14 protein-coding genes are annotated in these 21,905 nt (G+C 32.3%); 9 read left to right on the top strand and 5 right to left on the bottom strand.

The window, feature by feature from the left end; genetic code table 11:
- Positions 1-71: 71 nt before the first annotated feature.
- Positions 72-2,678 carry an AsmA-like C-terminal region-containing protein gene (locus tag ABNT22_RS17850; RefSeq protein WP_348718078.1) on the bottom strand — a complete coding sequence of 869 codons (2,607 nt, stop codon included), beginning with the start codon at positions 2,676-2,678 and terminating at the stop codon, positions 72-74.
- Between the two features lie 202 nt (positions 2,679-2,880).
- Between ABNT22_RS17850 and queG the strand changes: the two genes are divergently transcribed.
- The gene (gene queG / locus ABNT22_RS17845) at positions 2,881-3,819 is read left to right on the top strand and encodes a tRNA epoxyqueuosine(34) reductase QueG (protein WP_348718077.1); all 939 of its coding nucleotides are present in this window, start codon (positions 2,881-2,883) and stop codon (positions 3,817-3,819) included.
- Positions 3,820-3,846: 27 nt separating this feature from the next.
- Here queG and ABNT22_RS17840 read toward each other — a convergent pair whose 3' ends face one another.
- Positions 3,847-4,482: a PAS domain-containing protein gene (locus tag ABNT22_RS17840; RefSeq protein ID WP_348718076.1), complete on the bottom strand. Its 636-nt coding sequence runs from the start codon at positions 4,480-4,482 to the stop codon at positions 3,847-3,849.
- Between the two features lie 187 nt (positions 4,483-4,669).
- On the opposite strand from ABNT22_RS17840, the gene ABNT22_RS17835 reads away from it, so the two are divergent.
- From ABNT22_RS17835 to ABNT22_RS17800, 8 genes are all read left to right on the top strand, one after another.
- The gene (locus tag ABNT22_RS17835) at positions 4,670-6,949 is read left to right on the top strand and encodes an NADP-dependent malic enzyme (RefSeq protein WP_348718074.1); all 2,280 of its coding nucleotides are present in this window, start codon (positions 4,670-4,672) and stop codon (positions 6,947-6,949) included.
- A 69-nt stretch (positions 6,950-7,018) separates the two neighbouring features.
- Entirely contained in the window at positions 7,019-7,600 is a 582-nt protein-coding gene (gene ruvA, locus ABNT22_RS17830; protein ID WP_348718073.1) for a Holliday junction branch migration protein RuvA, read from the top strand.
- A 6-nt stretch (positions 7,601-7,606) separates the two neighbouring features.
- The gene (gene sprA, locus ABNT22_RS17825; protein WP_348718072.1) at positions 7,607-14,812 is read left to right on the top strand and encodes a cell surface protein SprA; all 7,206 of its coding nucleotides are present in this window, start codon (positions 7,607-7,609) and stop codon (positions 14,810-14,812) included.
- 36 nt (positions 14,813-14,848) lie between these two features.
- The gene (gene gcvH, locus ABNT22_RS17820) at positions 14,849-15,229 is read left to right on the top strand and encodes a glycine cleavage system protein GcvH (RefSeq protein ID WP_348718071.1); all 381 of its coding nucleotides are present in this window, start codon (positions 14,849-14,851) and stop codon (positions 15,227-15,229) included.
- 73 nt (positions 15,230-15,302) lie between these two features.
- On the top strand, positions 15,303-15,566 hold the full coding sequence (locus ABNT22_RS17815; RefSeq protein WP_348718070.1) for a VanZ family protein: 264 nt from the start codon (positions 15,303-15,305) through the stop codon (positions 15,564-15,566).
- Positions 15,567-15,639: 73 nt separating this feature from the next.
- Positions 15,640-16,362, top strand: a complete 723-nt coding sequence (locus tag ABNT22_RS17810) for an energy transducer TonB (protein WP_348718069.1) — start codon at positions 15,640-15,642, stop codon at positions 16,360-16,362.
- 101 nt (positions 16,363-16,463) lie between these two features.
- On the top strand, positions 16,464-17,225 hold the full coding sequence (locus ABNT22_RS17805; protein WP_348718068.1) for an energy transducer TonB: 762 nt from the start codon (positions 16,464-16,466) through the stop codon (positions 17,223-17,225).
- A gap of 210 nt (positions 17,226-17,435) precedes the next feature.
- Positions 17,436-18,386: a carbon-nitrogen hydrolase family protein gene (locus tag ABNT22_RS17800; RefSeq protein WP_348718066.1), complete on the top strand. Its 951-nt coding sequence runs from the start codon at positions 17,436-17,438 to the stop codon at positions 18,384-18,386.
- Here ABNT22_RS17800 and ABNT22_RS17795 read toward each other — a convergent pair.
- From ABNT22_RS17795 to ABNT22_RS17785, 3 genes are read right to left on the bottom strand one after another with little or no spacing between them, the layout of a single operon-like run.
- A complete protein-coding gene (locus tag ABNT22_RS17795) occupies positions 18,334-19,710 on the bottom strand; it encodes a mannosyltransferase (protein ID WP_348718065.1) in 1,377 nt (458 codons plus the stop codon). The two genes, ABNT22_RS17800 and ABNT22_RS17795, sit on opposite strands and share 53 nt — an antisense overlap.
- A complete protein-coding gene (locus ABNT22_RS17790) occupies positions 19,710-21,200 on the bottom strand; it encodes a cellulose synthase family protein (protein ID WP_348718064.1) in 1,491 nt (496 codons plus the stop codon). The genes ABNT22_RS17795 and ABNT22_RS17790 overlap by 1 nt, the downstream gene beginning before the upstream one ends.
- Positions 21,200-21,895: a glycosyltransferase family 2 protein gene (locus tag ABNT22_RS17785; RefSeq protein ID WP_348718063.1), complete on the bottom strand. Its 696-nt coding sequence runs from the start codon at positions 21,893-21,895 to the stop codon at positions 21,200-21,202. The genes ABNT22_RS17790 and ABNT22_RS17785 overlap by 1 nt, the downstream gene beginning before the upstream one ends.
- Positions 21,896-21,905: the final 10 nt, after the last annotated feature.

Genomic DNA, 21,905 nt, shown 5'->3' with positions numbered 1-21,905 from the left:
AAGCTGTTAAATAAATTACAAAGAATTCTTAAACAGTTAGACGCAAAAAGAATTAGGATGGTTGCCTCAGGCTAATTACCGCCCTCTTTTTTTTCTTCTTTCTTTTTCTTTTTTCCGAAAAGACCACCTAAAACATCAGTTACTTTTTTAACTGTTTTATCAGTACCTTTAGTTTTACTACTATCTTTTTTATTGCCTCCTAATAGTTTACCAATAGTATTGTTAACTAAGTTATCTTTTTGTTGCTGAACTAGTTTTTGGGTTAGTTTAGAAACAGAAGAGGATAAATCGGTTGTAACGCTTGGACTGGTCATATTACCTGTAATATTTGCGGTAACTGGAACTGTGATGTTTTGATCTTTGGTACTTAACTTACTCAGTAACCCTTGAACTTCAGAGCCTAAATATTTAGCAGGAACATCTAGGGTAACATTATAGTTCATGCTTTGATCGAAACCATGACTTCCACCAATGTTAATACCGATATCTTTATATTTTAAATTGAAAGGTTTTACTTGTACTTGTCCTTCTTTAAAAGATAAATGTGTTTTTATATCTGATAAATCTAACTTGTTTAAATCAATAAAAGATAATTTATCGTTTAGTAAGCTTAAAGCTTTTGTGTTTTTAGGGTTTATTTTCGTGGTAAGTAGTTCTGCCAATGCATTACCAGAAATAGAAGTTAAATTAGGCGTGAAGTCTTTATTTAAACTACCAGACAGATTAATTTCGGAATTTAACTTTCCATCCATAGCACCTGCAATAGGACTTAAAGATTGTAATAAATCAAGACTTGTAAATGATTGAGAAATATCAAAAGATTTAATACCTAAATCCATATTAAACTTTGGTGTTTTTTGTTTCGTATCTACTTCTCCGTTCAAAGCAATTCTTCCTTTGAAAATATCGGCATTTACATTTTTTAAAATAGCTTTTTCATCTTTTAATAAAAGTTGACCTTTTACATTGTTCAAAGTAAGATTGTCGTAATGTACGGTTTTGGCATCAGCAGTAACTGAACAATCTAAAAATGCAGGTATTTTTAAACTTTCCGTTGGTTTTTCATCTGTAGGAGTATCTTCTTTTTTTTCTGGACTTTCTGATGTGTTTTCTTGCATAAAGTCACTTACATAAAAATTAGTAGAGTTTACATTAAAGTTTCCTTGAAGTTTTTGATTGGAGAGTAAAAACCCTAAAACATTTTTAAGAGTTCCGTTTGCATTTAAGTCACTTTTTCCGGTTGTTGCTTCAAACTTTGTTAAAGAAGCTGTTGTAGGAGTGAATTTAATTTTTGTGTTCTTGATATGAAGAGGATTCACCACATCTTCCGAAGAAAACACAAAGTCACTTACCTCAATGTTTCCGTCATTTTTAATTCTTTCTAAGGTGTTGTTTTGAATTGCTTTTATATCAAACTTAGAATGTAAATTGGCCTTTAAAATACCGCTCAATTCATTTTTTAAATCAATAGGATATGCTTTGTTGATATTCGCTAAGTTTAACGTCCCATTTACACGAGCATTGATTAACGGGTTGCTGGTTAAGTTATAAACACTTCCGTTTCCTGAAAAAGTATCTTCATCAATTTTAAAAGCGATATTATCAAAACGAACAAAAGTGTCCTCCGTTTTACCAGTGTCGTTTTTTAATTGCATATTTAAATGGATATTGTTTACTGCTTTGGGTAAATCTGGGTACTTAAAAGAAGCATTACTAGAGGCTACTACAATATCTAATTTTGGAATGTGGTTATTATCTACAATTCCATTTATTTTTCCAGCTACACTAAAATCTCCTGAGGTTTTCACTGAAGATATATTTTTTGCATATTGCTCTGGGATTAAAGCTAAAAAGTTTTTAAAATCTGAAGTAGGAGTTTTAAAGTTAATGGCTACCTCTTGATTGTTTTTGTTAATTTGAACAAACCCGTCAAAAACTAGAGGTAAGTTGTTAATTTTTGCTTCATTTTTTTGGAAAGAGAATTTTTTGTTTACCAAGTCCATTCCTAAAATTGCATCTAGTTCTAATTTTTGATTTTTTACATACGATGTATTATCCATCCCATAAGAAACTACAGTTGAAGTTTCTGTTTTTAATTCTGAATTAGACTGAGAAAAATCTCCGCTCCCGGAGTGGTTAAAATCGGTTAAAGACAATTGTATTTTTCCTTTTTTATCATCGTAGATAATTTCTGAGTTTGAAATTTTATAAGAGTTGAAAGAAACTCCAAAATTTGAAGGTTCTTCATTGCTTTCAGTTGTATCCTTGTTTTCAGATGGTTTTGCAATATCATAATTTGCAATACCAATTTCGTTAACCAATACGTTAACTTTTGCATTTTCAATTTCAAAAGATTTTATATTCAACTGCTCTGAAGATTTTTTAAATAGTTCGGTAAGTTTGAGTTCTAAACTAACATCTTTTGCGTATAAAAGAGTATCGCCTTTGAATGGTTTGTCATTAATTATAGAAACATTTGAAAGTTGCACTGAAGCATTTGGAAAATCACGAATCAGACTAAGGTTTGCATCTGAGAAATTAAACTCGGCAGTGATATTATTATTTACTGTTTTCTTTACAAGGGCTACTATTTTATCCTGAAATAAGAACGGAACAGAGATAAGTATGATAAATAAAGTTGCTATAACGGTTAATCCTATTTTGTATATTTTCTTCATCAAATTATGTTTTATGAACTAAAAGGAACATTATTAAGGGGTTCTGCAAATAAAAAATGTTTAATCGTTTAAATAACCTTTACAAAAATCGATCCTATTTTTATTAGTAACGTACAAAGTTCTGTAATTATTTGTTAAGTAAAAGTGAATAAAACCATAAAGTAAACTTTTTGGTAATTTTGCTTCTTTAAAAATACATATTTTGAATCAAAAACAGCAATACTCAAATTTTATAAAAGAGCAAGCGCAAAGACTCGGTTTTTTAGCTTGTGGTATTGCTAAAGCCGATTTTTTAGAAGAAGAAGCGCCTCGGTTAGAACAATGGTTGCAAAATGATTTTCACGGTCAAATGCATTATATGGAAAATCATTTTGACAAACGTCTTGACCCAAGATTGTTGGTTGACGGTGCAAAGTCTGTTATTTCACTTTCTTATAATTATTACCCTCAAGAATTACAGCAAGAAGGAAGTTGTAAAATCTCTAAGTATGCTTACGGACAAGATTATCACCATGTAATTAAAGAAAAATTACGTGAATTATTACAATTAATAAATGATGAGGTAGGTGAAGTTTCTGGGCGTTGTTTTGTAGATTCTGCTCCTGTTTTAGAACGTGCATGGGCAGAAAAATCTGGATTGGGTTGGAATGGAAAACATACCTTGTTGATTCAGAAACAACAAGGATCTTTTTTCTTTTTGGCAGAATTGATTATTGATTTAGAATTAGCTTACGACGAACCTTTTCAAACAGACCATTGTGGAAAGTGCACTCGTTGTATTGATGCTTGTCCAACACAGGCTATATTGCCCAATAATACAGTAGATGGTAGTAAATGCATTTCATATTTAACTATTGAGTTAAAAGAGGCAATACCAACGGATTTTAAAGGGAAAATGGATGATTGGATGTTTGGGTGCGATGTGTGTCAAGATGTATGTCCTTGGAATCGTTTTTCTAAATCTCATAATCAACCACTATTTAATCCGCAAGAAGGTTTGTTAGATATGACAAAACGAGACTGGGAAGAACTTACGCAAGAAACATTTAGTAAAGTATTTAAAAAGTCGGCGGTAAAAAGAACTAAGTTTAAAGGTTTGTCTAGAAATATATCGTTTATAAAAACCAAGACAAACATATAATGTCTGTCTTGATTAAATGTAAAAACGCTACTTGGGGTCAGTTTCACCAAAGAAAAACCAATTGAGTCCTTTTTTTATTTTACTCATTTTTTCTTCTGGAACCTGTTTTTCTTGTTGTTTGTTTTCTTTTATAGTTTCCTCAGCAAACAAGTCAATTACGAATTCGTCATAGCTTTTACCAACTTCTTCATTCAAATAAGCATTGAAATAAAGTTCGCTAGCTTTTTCTCCCTTTAAGTGTTCAATTTCTAATAGAGTTTTGTATAGAGGTTCTATCTTTTCTATTACTCCATCAGGAACAGCTTTACGACGCGCCGTGAATCCTGAAATTTCATTGTTTTCATTTTTATCAATTGTAAAATCTGTGATTACCCAATAGTACTTTCCAGATTTTGTTAGGTTTTTTACAATAGCATGGTAATTTTCTCCTTTCTTCAAAGCTCCCCATAATGCTTTAAAAGCAACCTTAGGCATGTCTGGGTGTCTAATAATGTTATGTGGTTCTCCAACTAATTCAACTTTACTATAGCCACAAACTTCTGAGAAAATGTCATTGGCATATAAAATAGTACCGTAAGTATCGGTTTTACTTACAATGGTTTTTGTTTTGTCCCAATTAACTTCTTCGTTAATAATGTGGTTCGGGGGTGTGATGGTTGTCATAATTTGTATGGTTATTTTTTAATTCTATACAAAAATGGAGTGGAATTAGGATTTAAAAAATGACTTATATCAGTTTTTATGAGTGATTTTTGACTAGTATAAAATCTTTTTCATCAACTTTATTAAAATAAGAGTACTTAAAACCAAAGTCTTTATATTTGTAGGTTCATTTAAACAAACAACTATTATGAGCGAATCAAGAAAAAGACGAGAAGCTTTATTATATCATGCAAAACCAAAACCAGGGAAAATCTCAGTGGTTCCTACTAAAAAGTATGCAACTCAGCACGATTTATCTTTGGCATATTCACCGGGAGTAGCAGAACCATGTTTAGAGATTGCAAAAGATAAAAACAACGTATATAAATACACTGCAAAAAGCAATTTAGTAGCAGTAATATCAAATGGAACGGCAGTTTTAGGATTAGGAGATATAGGACCAGAAGCATCAAAGCCTGTAATGGAAGGTAAAGGTTTATTATTTAAAATCTTTGCAGATATTGATGTTTTCGATATTGAAGTAGACGCTACAGATGTAGATAAATTTGTAGAAACGGTAAAAGCAATCGCTCCTACATTTGGAGGAATTAATCTTGAAGATATTAAAGCTCCTGAAGCTTTTGAAATAGAAAGAAGATTAAAGGAAGAATTAGATATTCCTGTGATGCACGATGATCAACACGGAACAGCAATTATTTCTGCCGCAGCATTAAAAAATGCTATTGAAATAAACGGAAAGGATATTTCAAAAGTGAAAATTGTTGTAAACGGAGCAGGAGCAGCTGCTATTTCTTGTACGCGTTTATATTTAGCTCTAGGAGCAAAGAGAGAAAACGTTGTAATGTGCGATAGTAAAGGAGTTATTAGAAAAGACAGAGACAACTTAACTTCTCAAAAGGCAGAATTTGCAACTGATAGGGATATTAGAACTCTTGAGGAAGCAATGGTTGACTCAGATGTATTTATAGGTCTATCAAAAGGAAATGTAGTGTCTCCAGAAATGTTACTATCAATGGAGAAGAACCCTATTGTTTTTGCCATGGCAAATCCAGAGCCTGAAATTTCTTATGAATTAGCAGTAGCTACAAGAGAAGATATTATTATGGCAACGGGGCGTTCTGATAACCCGAACCAAGTTAATAATGTATTAGGATTTCCGTTTATTTTTAGAGGGGCCTTAGATGTTAGAGCTACTAAGATTAATGAAGAAATGAAAATGGCTGCGGTACATGCTATTGCTGATCTTGCTAAGAAAACAGTTCCAGAGCAAGTTAACATTGTATACGATGAAGTAAGTCTTTCATTTGGTAAAGATTATATCATTCCAAAACCATTTGATCCAAGATTAATTTATGAAATTCCTCCAGCAATTGCAAAAGCCGCAATAGAGTCTGGAGTAGCGCAAGAGCCTATTGTAGATTGGGATAAGTATATTGAAGAGTTAATGGATCGTTCAGGAACGGGAAGTAAAGAAATTCGTTTATTACATAACCGTGCGAAGAAAAATCCTAAGCGAGTAGTTTTTGCAGAGGCGGACCATTTAGATGTTTTAAAGGCAGCTCAAAGAGTACACGAAGAAGGTATTGGTATTCCAGTTCTTTTAGGAAATAAAGATATTATTCTAGAACTAAAAGAAGAATTAGGGTTTGATGCTGATGTTGAAATTATTGATCCTAAGACAAACGAAGAGAAAGAGCGTAGATACCGCTTTGCTGAAAAGTTTTGGGAGTCAAGAAGAAGAAAAGGAATTACCTTATTAGAAGCGCAAAAATGGATGCGTGAACGTAATTACTTTGCTGCGATGATGGTAAACAGCGGAGAAGCAGATGCACTAATCACTGGGTATTCTAGATCGTATCCTTCTGTAGTAAAGCCAATGTTAGAGTTAATTGAAAAAGACAAAGGTGTTACGCGTGTTGCGGCAACAAATATGATGTTGACTAAACAAGGGCCTATGTTCTTAGCCGATACTACTATTAACATCAACCCAACTGCTAAAGACTTAGCGAAAATTTCACAACTAACATATGTCATAGCAAAAATGTTTGGTATGAAACCACATATAGCAATGTTAGGTTTTTCTAATTTTGGTTCTTCAAAATCAGAGAGTTCAGCAAAGATAAGAGAAGCTGTTTCTTATATTCACCGTCATCATCCGAATGTAATTGTTGATGGAGAATTACAAGCAGATTTTGCTTTGAATCCGGAGTTGTTGGCGAAAGAATTTCCGTTCTCGAAATTAAATGGAAAAAGAGCAAATATCTTAATTTTCCCTAATCTTGAATCAGCAAACATCACCTACAAATTAATGAAACAAGTTGATGGTGTAGAGTCTGTTGGGCCGATTTTATTAGGAATGAGTAAACCAGTACATATTTTACAATTAGGAGCTAGTGTAGACGAAATGGTAAATATGGCTGCGGTTGCTGTGGTAGATGCTCAAAACAAGGAAAAAAAGAACAAATAATCTTAAAAAGAATAGACTTTTAAACCAGAATATTTTTTTCTACTTTAGACAACTCGAATAAAAAAGCGAATGATTACACAAATTAGGGGGAAACTTGTTGAAAAAAATCCAACAGATGTTGTAGTGGATTGTAACGGTGTAGGTTACTTATTGCATATTTCTCTAAATACATATTCTGCATTACCCAATGAAGAAAATGTTGTGTTATACACACATTTATCTATTCGAGAAGATGCACATACGCTTTATGGCTTTATAAATAAAACAGAACGAGAGATTTTCAAGTTGTTAATCTCGGTTTCTGGTGTAGGGCCAAGTACAGCTAGAACCATGTTGTCATCAATGACAACAGAAGATATTCAGCAAGCAATAGCTTCTGAAAATGTAAAGCTTATACAATCTGTTAAAGGTATTGGAGCAAAAACAGCTCAAAGAGTTATTGTAGACCTAAAAGATAAAGTGTTAAAAACTTTTGATTTAGAAGAGGTTTCAATAGTTCAAGACAATACAAACAAAGAAGAAGCGTTATCTGCATTAGAGGTTTTAGGATTTGCACGTAAGCAAGCCGATAAAGTAGTTACGAACATATTAAAAGAGTCACCAAATTCAACAGTTGAACATTTGATTAAAATGGCTCTTAAAAACTTATAATTAAGGTTGGAAAAGACATTTCTTAATAAATTACTAACAGCACTTACTTTATTGGTAAGTGTTGTTTCGTTTTCACAAAGTACCCCGAAAGATAGCACACAGTTAATAAGAAAGGATTCGATTCCACTGAAATATAACTTTAATTATAATCAGAATGGAGGCTTGTTTCTAAACAATCCTTCTCAAGTACAAATCACATACGATAAAGCAATCAATAAATTTGTTTTGGTTGAAAAAATTGGAGATTATTATGTAGGAACTCCTATTTTCATGACCCCAAAAGAGTATGATAAGTATCGTTTAAAAAATGATATGAAATCGTACTTTAAAGAAAAAGTTGATGCAACAAATAGTAAGAAAAAAGGAAATAGAAATGCACGTAAAAACTTGCTTCCTAAGTATTATGTGAATTCAAAATTTTTCGAATCAGTTTTTGGAGGAAATGAGGTTGAAGTAATACCATCGGGGCAGATTAATATCAAGCTAGGAGCCATTTATCAAAACAATGAAAATCCTCAGATTTCTATAGAAAACCAAAGTAGCTTTACTTTTGATTTTGACCAACAAATTAGTGCAAGTTTACAAGCTAAAGTAGGTAAACGTTTAACTGTTACTGCAAACTACGATACGCAATCTACTTTTGATTTTCAGAATATCATTAAATTAGAATATACACCAACAGAAGATGATATTATCAGAAACATTGAAGCAGGTAATATCAGTATGCCAATTAAAAACTCATTAATTAATGGAGCACAAGCATTGTTTGGTGTAAAAACAGAATTACAATTTGGGAAAACGTATGTTACTGCTGCTTTTTCTCAACAAAATTCACAATCTAAAACAGTAGTTGCCCAAGGAGGAGCAACGATTGAACCGTTTGAGTTAAGAGCGTCTGATTATGATAATGATAGGCACTTCTTCTTATCTCAATATTTTAGGGATAAGTATACAGATGCATTAAAAAATTATCCATTAGTAAATAGTCCAATAAATATTACCAGAGTTGAGGTTTGGGTAACCAATCAAACTCAAAATGTAAGTGATTATCGTAGTATCGTTGCCTTAGCCGATTTAGGGGAATCAGAAGATGTAAACGAGGTGAACCCAGTCGAAGTTATCAGAACACCAGGAGCTATTAGTGCTAATGGGAGTATATTACCTTATAATGATGTAAACAATTTAGGAAGCTTATTAGCAACAACCACAGGAGGAATTCGAGATGTAGCTACAGTAGATAATGCAATAAATGGGTTAGGGATTCCTGCAAGACAAGGTTTTAACTACTCATATTTACAAAATGCAAGAAGGTTACAACCTAATGAATTTAGATTACATCCACAATTAGGATATATTTCTTTAAATAGAAGACTAAATGATGGTGAAGTTTTAGCTGTTGCTTATGAATATACCGTAGTTGGAGCTAGAGATAGTGGTGGAGCAAGTACAGAAACAGTATTTAAAGTAGGAGAATTTTCTAACGATGGAATTGTTGCCCCAGATAATATTGTAGTAAAACTTTTACGTAGTGAAATCTTAAATACAGTAAGACCTGGTACGGCTACTGCAACAAGTTTAGGAGAATCGTTTCCAACATGGAGATTAATGATGAAAAACGTGTATGCTATTGGAGCATTCCCGTTACAACGTGAAGGATTTCGTTTTGAATTATTATATCGAAACGATCAAACCGGAACACTTCAAAATACATTACAAAGTGCAGAAACTCCAAATGTTGCAAATGTTCCTTTATTGAGATTGGCCAGTTTAGATAGATTAGATCAGAGTCAGTATGCCATACCAAATGGTGATGGTTTTTTCGATTATGTAGAAGGCATAACCGTTAATTCAGATAGAGGATATATCATTTTCCCAGAGCCAGAACCTTTTGGAGATGACTTAAAAGATGTATTAACTGATGCAGACGATCAGAACAATATTGTTTTCGAAGAACTGTATTTGACTACAAAGATTCAAGCAAAGAATGAATATCAAAATAAAGATAAGTTTTTCTTAAAAGGATATTTTAAATCAGAAACCAGTAGAGGTATTTCTTTAGGAGCCTTCAATGTTCCTAGAGGGTCGGTAAGAGTTACTGCTGGAGGAAGACAATTAGTAGAAGGTGTTGATTATGTAGTAGATTATCAGTTAGGACGTGTACAAATATTAGATCCAGGGTTAGAAGCTTCTGGAATTCCAATTAATGCCTCTGTTGAGAATAATACATTCTTCAATCAACAACGTAAAACATTTATAGGAATCGATGTAGAACATCGTTTTTCTGAACAATTTACTTTAGGAGGTACATTTTTGAATGTTACAGAAAGACCAATTACTCCAAAAGTTAATTTAGGAGGAGAGCCTATCGATAATATCATGTTAGGTTTAAATTTAGATTACTCATCAGAAGTGCCATACCTAACAAAATTAGCAAACAAGTTACCATTTGTTGAAACAGATGCGCCTTCCAATGTTTCTGTTAGAGCGGATATGGCTTATTTGTTACCTGGCGCACCTAGTGGAATTAATGTTGATGGAACAGCAACTTCATATTTAGATGATTTTGAAGCTTCACAGATTCCAATCACATTAACATCTCCTCAACAATGGTTTTTGGCAAGTACCCCAGAATCACAAGGTTTAAATGGAGGAGTTGATGATTTAACGTACAACCATAAGAGAGCGAAATTAGCATGGTATAATATTGATCAATTATTCTATGGAAGTGTTAATAGACCTGGAAACATTGATGAAAATGAACTATCGAGAAATGAGGTACGTCAAATTAGTTATAATGAACTATATCCAAATACAGATTTAGATATAACTCAGCAAAACTTAGTGCGAACTCTAGATTTAGCATTTTATCCATCTGAAAGAGGACCTTATAATTATAACCCAGATGTACAAGAAATTAATGTTGCTGAGAATAAAGTAATATTAAAAACTCCTGAAGAAAATTGGGGAGGTATAATGAGAGCTTTAACAACCAATAACTTTGAACAAGCAAATGTAGAGTATATTCAGTTTTGGTTAATGGATCCGTATGAAGGGTATTCGATTACAGAAGAAGAAGGTTTACCAGCTGGTTTCGATCCTACAGACCCTTCAAATCATGGAAAACTTGTTTTTAACTTAGGTAATATATCGGAAGATATCTTACGTGATGGTAGGAAACAATATGAAAATGGTTTACCAACAATTAATGATCCTACACAAACAACTCCTACAGTTTGGGGTAAGGTGCCTACAAACCCTTCAATTTTATATGCTTTTAATAGTAGTGGAGATGATAGAGCGCAACAAGATATTGGACTTGATGGGTTAAATGATACAGATGAAGGAGCACAATTTCCTGTGTTTGGTGGATTACCAGATCCTTCAGGAGATAACTTCCAGTTTTTTAGAGGAGGAGCAATTGAAACATTAGATCCTTCAATTTTAACTCGTTATAAGAATTTCAATGGTACAGAAGGAAACTCACCAACACCTGGTCAATCTAATGAGGCGTTTCCAACTTCTTCAAGTACATACCCTGATGTAGAAGATATAAATAAGGATCAAACAATGAATCCTGTAAATAGTTATTTCGAATATGAAATTTCTCTTAACAGAAATGATTTATCCAATGGAAATGGATTTATTGTAGATTCAAAGAATGAAACAATTACGTTATCTAATGGGCAAACGAGAGCTACTACATGGTATCAGTTTAGAATTCCCGTAAGAAGCGGATCTCCAGTAGGAGGTATTACCGATTTTAACAGTATCCGTTTCATGAGAATGTTTGTAACTGGGTTTAAAATTCCTGTAGTATTACGTTTTGGAGAGTTAGAATTGGTAAGAGGAGATTGGAGACGTTATACAAAGACATTACCTGATGTAGGAACTCCTCAAAACTTATCTTTAGATCAGTTAAACAACTTTGAGGTTGGAGTGGTAAGTATTGAGCAAAATGATGATATTTATAAACTGCCTCCTGGTATTCAAAGAGAGCAATTACAAGGAACTAATAGAATTCAACGTCAAAATGAGCAATCTGTAACGCTAAAAGTTACTGATTTACCTACCGATTCTATACGAACGATTTATAAAAACATTAGTATAGATATGCGTAGGTATAAGAGGTTAAGAATGTTTATGCATGCCGAAAATAAACAAGGTGCATTATCAACAGAAACCCAAGATGATGAAATAGTTGCGGTTATTCGTTTAGGAACCGACTTAAATGATAATTACTATCAAATAGAAAAACCGTTAAAATTATCTACATCAAATGTTACTTCGTTAGATGTTTGGCCAAAAGAAAATAACTTAGACATTCCTCTAGAAGCATTATCTAGTTTAAAAATAGAAAGACCTGATGGAAGTTTTAATATTCCATTTACACAAGATATTAGTGACCCATCCATAGATGGTGGAACCATAAGGGTTACGGTGAAAGGTAACCCAACTTTAGCACAGGTAAGAACTGTAATGCTTGGAGTAAATAATGCTGCGTCAGATCGAAAATCAGCGGAAGTATGGTTCAATGAACTTCGTGCTGTAGGTTTTGATAACAAGGGAGGTTGGGCTGCAGTAATAAATGCTGATGCTAATATGGCAGATGTATTAGACATCTCTTTAGCAGGTAGAATGTCTACTATTGGTTTTGGTAATGTGGATGACAGAGTTCAACAAAGAAGTATTGAAGAGGTAAAGCAATATAGCGTAGCTACAAACGTGCAATTAGGTAAAATGATGCCTAAAAAATGGAATATGCAAGTTCCAATGAGTTATAGTTATGGTGAAGAATTTAGAGACCCTCAATATGATCCACAATTCCAAGATGTTACTCTGGAGCAAGCTAGAAATTCAAATTCGGAACAAGCAAAAAGAAACTTAGAAAACGCACAAGATTATACACGTAGAAAAAGTATTAGCTTCATCAACGTTAAGAAAAACAGAAATCCAGAGAGTAAGAAAAAACCAAAATTTTATGATGTAGAAAACTTCTCGGTTTCTTATTCTTACAACGAAGAGTTCCATAAAGATTATAACATAGAAAATTTTACGAATCAAAACGTAATGGCTGGTGCAAGTTATAATTTTACCTTTTTACCTTGGAGTGTATCACCTTTTAAAAATTCGAAATTATTTAAAAGTAAATATCTACAGTTTATAAGGGATTTGAACTTCAACCCTGTGCCTAAAACATTAGCTTTAAATTCAAGAATTAATAGAAATTATGTTTCTGAAAGATCAAGAAATTTATTTGAAGGTTTACCAGAACAACCAGAGTTAATTCAAAGGAGATTTATGTTTAATTGGGATTATACAATTGATTTTGATTTGACAAAATCATTGCAATTAAATTTCAATGCAAACAACAACTATATATATGATAGTTTTGGAGCTGATGAAAATTTAGAAATCTATGATCAGTTTTTTAATATTGGTAGACCGGATAAGTATCGTCAAAAGTTAAATGCAACGTATAAATTACCATTAAACAAGTTTCCTTACTTGAGTTTCTTAAGTGCAGATTATGCTTATACTGCTGATTTTGATTGGCAGGCAGGATCACAAAGTATTATTCCTATTGATAATCCTACTCCTGGTGGACCAACTACACTAAAATTTCAAGATGTAGTAGGTAACATGATTCAAAATGCAAATACGCATAGTATCAATACGAATATTGATTTTGGAAGGTTTTACAAAACCTTGAAGTTAGATAAATTGTTGTTAAAAGGAACGAGAAAAACACCAACTAAAAAAGGTACGGTGGCATTAGGCTCAAAACAACCAGAGAAAAAAGCAAAGCTTAAGAAAAATGCAAGTTTTGGACACAAAGTAATGAAAGGTTTTTACGATGTGCTAACTTCAGTCAAGAGAGCTAAAATTAGTTATACAGAAAATAACGGTACTTTGTTACAAGGGTATAGGCCTTCAGTTGGATTCTTAGGAAGAGATAATTTTGGTGGAGGTTTAGCTCCTACTCTAGGATTTGTTTTTGGTAGTCAAACAGAAATTTTGAATACTGCAATAGCGAATGGTTGGTTAGTTACTCGTAATGAAGATGATGATTACTATAGTAAGAATTATGGAAAGACGGGTGCTCAAAAACTTGATTATAATATTTCGGTTAAACCATTTAAAACATTGACTATTGATTTTAGAGGAAATCGAATTAAAACGAGTAATATAACACAGCAGTTAGATATCATTCCTGATGGAAATGGAGGTTTTCACCAAGACCCTAATATTAGACCTTTTGAAACAGGTAACTTTAGTATCAGTTACTCTATGATTGGAACTATGTTTACTGATGGTGAAAAGTTATTTCAAAACTTCTTAGATTATAGAAGTACAATTGCCACAAGGTTAGCAAATGAAACAGGTTTCGATCAGTCTGGATTTAATGAAAAAGGACAACAGGTAATGTTGCCAGCATTTATGGCTGCGTATTCAGGAAGTAGTCCAGGTTCTGTTGATACAGGTATTTTTAGAAACATACCAATTCCAAATTGGACTTTACGTTTTAATGGATTAATGAAATATAAGTGGTTTAAAAAGAATTTCTCTTCATTTACACTTTCACATGGATACAAGTCATCTTACACTATTGGTAACTTTACGAATAATTTACAATACGAAGGAGTTGACCCAACTATGCCAGTATCTGTAGGAAATCCACCAATTACAAATAGTTCTGGTAATTATCAACCACAATTGTTAATTTCGTCCGCAACTTTAATAGATGAGTTCTCGCCATTAATAAAAGTTGATTTTAGAATGAAGAATTCATTCTCTTTTAAAGGAGAAATAAGACGTGATAGAAGTTTAACCTTAAACTTTAATAATAACACGTTAACAGATATTAAAGGAACAGAATATGTAATAGGATTAGGTTATAAGATTAGAGATGTTAAATTTGTAACTCATTTTACGGGTAAAAAGGAAACCCTAAAAGGAGATATTAATTTAAGAGCAGATATTTCTTTAAGAGATAATTTAACGTTAATAAGAAGTATAGACGAAAACAATAATCAAATTACAGGAGGAGAAAGATTGTTTGGGTTGAAGTTTATAGCAGATTATAACTTGAGTAGTAATTTAACTGCATCATTGTATTATAATCATCAAACATTTAATTATGCAATTTCAACAACATTCCCAAGACAATCAATTAATGCAGGGATTAATTTGGTATACAACCTAGGAAACTAGAAACACACAATTCAAAATTATATAAAGAAAACTACAATGAATATTCCATCAGAATTAAAGTACACAAAAGACCACGAGTGGGTTAAGATAGAAGGAGATGTTGCTACAATTGGTATTACTGATTTTGCACAAGGAGAATTAGGAGACATCGTTTATGTAGATGTTGACACGCTTGATGAAACTGTAGAAATAGAAGAGGTATTTGGTTCAGTTGAAGCAGTAAAAACAGTTTCAGATTTATTTATGCCTTTAACAGGAGAGGTAATTGAATTTAATGAAACATTAGAAGATGAGCCAGAGTTAGTAAACTCTGATCCTTATGGAGCAGGATGGATGATTAAAGTAAAGTTATCAGATGCTTCGCAAATAGAAGGATTATTAAGTGCTGAATCTTATCAAGAAATTATTAAAGGATAACAGTTTAACAATAGCAATAGGTATTACGATATCTATTGCTATTTTAAGTTTAGTCAAGTTCAATAAGCAACCTATGCCTATCAGTTTTTCTGGTATAGATAAAATTGAACATGGCATAGCTTATTTTATGTTAACCTTTTTTTGGTTAATATCTTTTCGTAAAAAGGCAGTGAACTATATTGTTGTATTTTGTTGCTTTGTTTATGGTATAATTATTGAGGTATTACAAAGTGTTCTAACCAATTATAGAATAGCTGAGTATTACGATATTTTAGCAAATTCTATTGGAATTTTAATAGCATTTATTTTTTTTCGGTTTTTTATTGTTAAAAAGTGAGCTATTTAAAGGATAAGGCTTGTAAAAGTTGAAATAAATTAATTAAATTAGCAACCTAGTAAAAACATTTAGGATGGAAATTAAAAAAAATCCAAAATCAAATCTTGAAAATTATAGCAAGTTGTTCATGCAACTAGGTTTGGTTTTAGCTTTATTTGTTACTTATGTAGCGATTGAAAACAAAACATACGATAAAGAGTATGGAGACTTAGGAGTTGCTGATATGGCTTCTGACGTAGACGAAGAAACTATTGAACTTCAAATTGAGCCCCCAAAACCACAACCTAAAACTCCACCACCACCAACACCTGAAAAGATTGAAGTGGTAGAGGATGAAAAAGAGATTGAAGAGACTGTCCTTGAATCTACTGAAACAGACGAATCAGAAGCTGTTGAGGTTGATGAGATTGTAGAAGTAGAAGAGGAAGAGGAATTAGTTGAGGATGTACCTTTTGCAATTATCGAAGAAGTACCGGTATTTCCTGGATGTTCTGGTACAAAAGCTCAAAAGAAGGCATGTTTAAATAAAAAGATGCAAAAGCACGTTCAACGTTATTTTGACGCTGAATTGGCAAACGAATTAGGATTAGCTCCTGGTAAAAAAAGAATCTACGTTCAGTTTAAGATTGACAAAGATGGATCTATCATTGACGTAAGAGCAAGAGCACCACACCCAAGATTAAAAAAGGAGGCAATGCGTGTTGCTAAGAAGATTCCAAAGATGAAACCTGGTAGACAAAGAGGTAGAGCGGTAAGAGTAGGATATACATTACCAATTACTTTCAACGTAGAATAATACGTAGCTATTTAAGATATTATAAAGACAACCAATCGGTTGTCTTTTTTTATGGCATGTTTTTTGGTTTTAAGAAAATATTAACATTAAAATTTAAAACTATGAAAATGCCCAAAAAGTACCCAAAAAAGCAACTTGAAAAGTTCTCAGCAATTTTTATGCAATTAGGTCTAGTCCTAGTACTGTTTGTTGTTTATTTAGCTTTAGAACACGAAACTTCGGTTTCACAGAGCACCGTTGCTATGAATGAAGGAACAGAATTGCCTAAAACTTTTAATTTTGATCAGCAACCTATTATTTTGGTTAAAAAAGTAGAAAAGCAAAAGCTAGAGCCAGCTAAAAAGAAAAAGCCAATTAAAGATTTGAGTAATGTTATCAAAGCAGATGATGATGATGTAGTTGAAACTATTATTGATACTTCGAAAGATGATACAACAGCTGTTATAGATGTGGATTCGTTCAAAGAAGCTTATGAAGAAGATATTGATACAAAAGATGATCCTAATCCAGTTTCAATTAGAAATGTCCAGAATGTGCCTGTTTTTAGAGGATGTGAAGGCTTAAGTGAGAAAGAAACTAGAATATGCTTTGAAAACAAAATTCAAAAGCATGTAAAGCGTTATTTTAATTCTGATATTGCTCAAGACGCGGGTTTAAGGTCTGGAAAGTATAAAATATATACACAATTTGTAATTGATAAGAATGGGAACATTACCGATGTAAAAATTAAAGCACCTCATAAGAGATTGCAAAAAGAGGTAAATAGAGTGATTACTAAAATACCTCAGTTTGAGCCAGGAAAACAAAATAATGAACCAGTAAAAGTTAGATATACACTACCAATTGCTTTTAAAGTAGAGTAAATTTGATACAGTTAAAAAACTCGTTTTAATTGAGTATTTAACATAGGTTAAAAAAATATTATTTTTTCGATAAAAGCTTTTGGTTAAAAGAAAAACTTATTTATATTTGAGACGTGGTTGAAAAACCACTTTCTTTTTCTTTTTCATAGCAATTTTTCCCACTCAGTTTTTTTGAGTGGGTTTTTTTATATCTTTATCTAAAAAGATAGTATGTCTAATAACTTCCTTAAAGTAGCTTTAGCTCAAATTAGCCCAGTATGGTTAAACAAAGAATTAACTTTAGAAAAAATAGAAAAGAGTATTGTAGAAGCTTCCGAAAGTAATTGTGAACTTATCGTTTTTGGAGAAGCGTTGCTTCCTGGATATCCTTTTTGGGTTGAGTTAACAAATGGAGCACAGTTTAATTCCAAAGTTCAAAAGGAAATCCATGCACATTATGTAAAGAATTCTATAACTATTGAAAAGGGAGAGTTGGATACTATTTGTGTTTTAGCAAAACAACATAATATAGCTGTTTATTTAGGAATCATGGAACGTGCTCAGAATAGAGGAGGACATAGTATTTATGCTTCTTTGGTTTATATAAATCAACAAGGTGAAATTAAATCGGTTCATAGAAAGTTACAGCCTACATATGAAGAACGTTTAACCTGGTCTCCAGGAGATGGAAATGGATTACAAGTGCATCCTCTAAAAGATTTTACTGTGGGAGGACTCAATTGTTGGGAGAATTGGATGCCATTACCAAGAACAGCACTTTATGGTTTGGGTGAAAATTTGCATATAGCCGTTTGGCCTGGAAGTGATTTTAATACCAAAGACATTACAAGATTTATAGCAAGAGAATCAAGGTCATTTGTTATTTCTGTATCTAGTATGATGAGAAAAGATGACTTTCCTAAAGATACTCCACATTTAGATAAGATTCTGGCCAATGCTAAAGATACACTGGCTAATGGTGGTTCTTGTATTGCAGGACCCGATGGAGAATGGGTAATTCCTCCAGTAATAAACAAAGAAGGGTTGATAATTGAAACAATCGATTTTAATAGTGTATTAGAAGAACGACAAAACTTTGATCCAGTAGGTCATTATTCAAGACCAGATGTTACAAGGTTACAAGTGAATCGCGAGCGTCAGAGTACTGTTTTTTACGACTAAAAAGTTCCCAAAACATAAAACCATATACAACAACATACTCAAGAACTATAAACCATAAATTTTCCTTCCAAGGCGTGTTGGCATAAGCTTGGTAGCTTAAAATGATAACCAGACTCCAAATCACAGGGAATCGATATTTTGTAAATACCGATAAAATTAACAATGTTGCTATATACCACGGATGCATTGTTGTTGTTGTGAAATAGTAAAAGGAAAGCCCAAATAACATTGCGGTTATAAGTTCTGTAAAAGATTTATTCTTTCTAAAAAAAGTTAGAACCAATAGAAATATAACTGTTAAAACGGGTGCGATTTTACCAATAATGGCAATTTCATTATATCCTCTAAACAGGTAGCCTATTTCTCTAGCGATGTAATAAAAGCTCGCATTAAACTCAAAATTTCGAAACCATAAACCAACAGAATTGGCATAATTATCAATTAATGTTGGTGAGAAAAATGGTACAAAAAATAAGAGAATGGTCAACAGGGTTAATGTGTAAAAACCAACCAATTGTTTTAATCCACTAAAAAGAGATGATTTATTATTTACAAACCATTGAAAGAAAAGTGGAAGAAACAATAAAGGAATCAATTTAACAGAAACAGAACACGCCAAGAGTATAGCCGAAAGAATCCATTTTCTTTGAGATAACAAATACAAAGACCAAATTAAAAAGAATAACATAACCGATTCAAAGTGAAGGTTTCCTGTAAGTTCGATAATGATAAATGGATTTAACATGTACAAGAAAATACTATGTACAGGTAAATTAAGCTTTTCTAAAAGCTTTTTACCAAAATATAAAATACCAAAATCTGCAAATATGATTAAAGCTCTTAATACAATTACACTACCTAAGATACTTTTACTAGAAAATAAAGCAGCAATGAAAAAACAAAGCTGATTGATTGGAGGGTAGTTTGTATAATGACTACCGTTCATAGCTCCCATTCCTTCATAAAGTTCAACAGCCTGATGAATAGGGTAATTTCTTTGTTCGATAAATGTTTCTGGTAGTGATAAATAAGGATTTAATCCTTCAAAGATCATTCTTCCATCCCAAATAAAACGATAAAAATCTTGAGATAGATTGGGAATGGCAAATAAAAATACCAATCTAAAAAGCAATGAAGCACTGGCTAAAAACTGAAAGTTATCTAGGTTTCTTTTCCAAAGAATATAAGAACCCGCGAATAGTGAACACCATAAAAATATCAGTGTATTAAACTCCGTTCTTTCCAGAAAATAGGAAAAGTAAAAATACAGTAATAGGCAAATAATAACCAATAAAGGATTACTGTATTTTTTAAAACTATTCATTAAGCTTTTGAGAAAATAGATTTATAGAATACATATCCAAATCCAATAAATAACATCAAATGAAATGGGAATAAACCGAAATCTCCCCCTTGATCACCAACAATAAACGCACTATACATACCAAAAGCAAAATAAAGCGTTAATAAACCTTCTATTACCACATTTAAAGAAGGTCTTTTTTTGATGTATTTATTGTTTTTCCAGCTATCAGCTAAAGTTTTTATATTGAATTTAGGTGTACGTACAAATTCACTTTTCTTTCCAATATGCCCTTCTAATACAGCAACAGTATTATGCAATGAAAAGCCCATTGCTATAGAGAAGAAAGAGAAAAATGCGCCTATGTACTTTATAAAGTTTAGAAAACCGCCACCATAAGTTCGCTTGTACATAAACCAATAGCAAACAAAGAAGATAAGCGTACTTATTACAAAGAAGCTCATAACAATGAAATATATTCGTAAATGTGCATATTCGTTTTTAATATACAGCATAGGAATACTCAAAACAGCAACTAAGAAAATACATGTAAACATAGAGCTATTAAGCAAGTGTAAAATTCCATGAATTTTGGTTTTAAAAGGAATAGTACTACTTGTAATAATTCTTTTTAACATTTTCTGGAAGTTCTCAGCTCCACCTTTATTCCATCTAAATTGTTGTGAACGAGCAGCGCTTATAATTACAGGAAGTTCTGCAGGAGTTACTACATGCTCTAAATATTTAAATTTCCACTTCTTTAATTGTGCGCGGTAACTAAGATCTAAATCTTCAGTTAAGGTATCTCCTTCCCAGTTACCAGCATCGTATATGCATTCTTTACGCCAAATACCAGCAGTTCCATTAAAATTGATAAAATGCCCTTTGCTGTTTCTACCTACTTGCTCTAAGGTAAAATGAGCGTCTAACGCAAATGCTTGAATTTTTGTTAAAGTAGAATAATTTCTATTAATATGACCCCATCGTGTTTGTACAACACCAATTTCTTCATTTTTAAAATAAGGAACTGTTTTTTCTAGCCAATCTTCTTCCGGTAAAAAGTCGGCATCAAAAATTGCTACAAATTCACCTTTGGCTGTTTTTAGTCCTTCTTTTAAAGCCCCTGCTTTAAATCCAACACGATTTTCTCTACGTATGTGTTGAATATCTAATCCAGTTTTTTGAAGTTCTTCTATTTGTTTAGCTGTAGCAATAACCGACTCGTCTGTTGAGTCATCTAAAACCTGAATTTCTAATTTGTCTTTTGGGTACTTTATTTTAGCAATATTGTTTAATAAACGTTCCATAACATACAATTCATTAAACACGGGTAATTGAATAGTTACATATGGAATTTCTTCAGGTTTTGATAAATCAAATTTAGGGCAATTATCTTGCTTTTTTCTTGATTTTAAATAGTTAAACAATAAGTTTAACTGTGCCAAAGCATACATAAGTATTAATACAAGAGAAATGGTATAAACCGTTATAATTATATATTCTAAAACCATTATTTAAAACTGTATTTAAATATCCAACCTAATATTTTAACGCCCGCTAATATACTACCTTTTACGGTTCCTGAAACTTTAGAAACTCCAATTCTATTTCTATATTTTACGGGGATTTCTGTGTAACTCAATTTTTGTTTCAATGCTTTTAATTGCATTTCAACGGTCCAACCATAAGTTTTGTCTTCCATTTTTAAGTCAAGAAGCTTATCGTACTTGATAGCTCTAAAGGGACCTAAATCGGTAAACTTTGCACTAAAAAATAACTTCATTAAAAAAGTTGCTAACCAGTTTCCGAAAATTTGTTGCGGAGTCATAGATCCTTGTTCACGTAGTCGTTTTACACGAGCTCCGATTACAAAATCTAGGTTGTCATTAAGAATTGGATTAACAATTTCTGTAAGTTGCTCAGGATAATCGGAATAATCACCGTCTAAAAAAACAATAATATCAGGCTGGTTTTCTTGGTTGGCAACATAATCCATTCCTTTTAAACAAGCGTACCCATACCCTTTTCTGTTCTCACTTAAAACAGTTGCGCCTGCATTTTTAGCGTTTAATTCTGTATTATCAGTAGAGTTATTACTAATAACAATTACTTCATCCACTATCTTCGGAATATCATTAATTACATTGGCAATAGAATCTTGTTCGTTATAAGCAGGAATAATTACCTTAATTGTTACTTTTTTCATTCTTGTGAAT

The organism is Tenacibaculum sp. 190130A14a (assembly GCF_964048965.1).
GTDB classification, from domain to species: domain Bacteria; phylum Bacteroidota; class Bacteroidia; order Flavobacteriales; family Flavobacteriaceae; genus Polaribacter; species Polaribacter polynesiense.
The sequence above is the reverse complement of the archived record's forward strand: the minus strand, read 5'-3'. Positions and strand labels throughout refer to the sequence as shown.

Bases quoted from the DNA above. Each gene is read 5' to 3' on its own strand.
- ABNT22_RS17850 (WP_348718078.1), bottom strand. From the start codon at position 2,678: ATGAAGAAAATATACAAAATAGGATTAACCGTTATAGCAACTTTATTT.
- ABNT22_RS17840 (WP_348718076.1), bottom strand. From the start codon at position 4,482: ATGACAACCATCACACCCCCGAACCACATTATTAACGAAGAAGTTAAT.
- ABNT22_RS17835 (WP_348718074.1), top strand. From the start codon at position 4,670: ATGAGCGAATCAAGAAAAAGACGAGAAGCTTTATTATATCATGCAAAA.
- ruvA (WP_348718073.1), top strand. From the start codon at position 7,019: ATGATTACACAAATTAGGGGGAAACTTGTTGAAAAAAATCCAACAGAT.
- gcvH (WP_348718071.1), top strand. From the start codon at position 14,849: ATGAATATTCCATCAGAATTAAAGTACACAAAAGACCACGAGTGGGTT.
- ABNT22_RS17815 (WP_348718070.1), top strand. From the start codon at position 15,303: ATGCCTATCAGTTTTTCTGGTATAGATAAAATTGAACATGGCATAGCT.
- ABNT22_RS17810 (WP_348718069.1), top strand. From the start codon at position 15,640: ATGGAAATTAAAAAAAATCCAAAATCAAATCTTGAAAATTATAGCAAG.
- ABNT22_RS17805 (WP_348718068.1), top strand. From the start codon at position 16,464: ATGAAAATGCCCAAAAAGTACCCAAAAAAGCAACTTGAAAAGTTCTCA.
- ABNT22_RS17800 (WP_348718066.1), top strand. From the start codon at position 17,436: ATGTCTAATAACTTCCTTAAAGTAGCTTTAGCTCAAATTAGCCCAGTA.
- ABNT22_RS17795 (WP_348718065.1), bottom strand. From the start codon at position 19,710: ATGAATAGTTTTAAAAAATACAGTAATCCTTTATTGGTTATTATTTGC.
- ABNT22_RS17790 (WP_348718064.1), bottom strand. From the start codon at position 21,200: ATGGTTTTAGAATATATAATTATAACGGTTTATACCATTTCTCTTGTA.
- ABNT22_RS17785 (WP_348718063.1), bottom strand. From the start codon at position 21,895: ATGAAAAAAGTAACAATTAAGGTAATTATTCCTGCTTATAACGAACAA.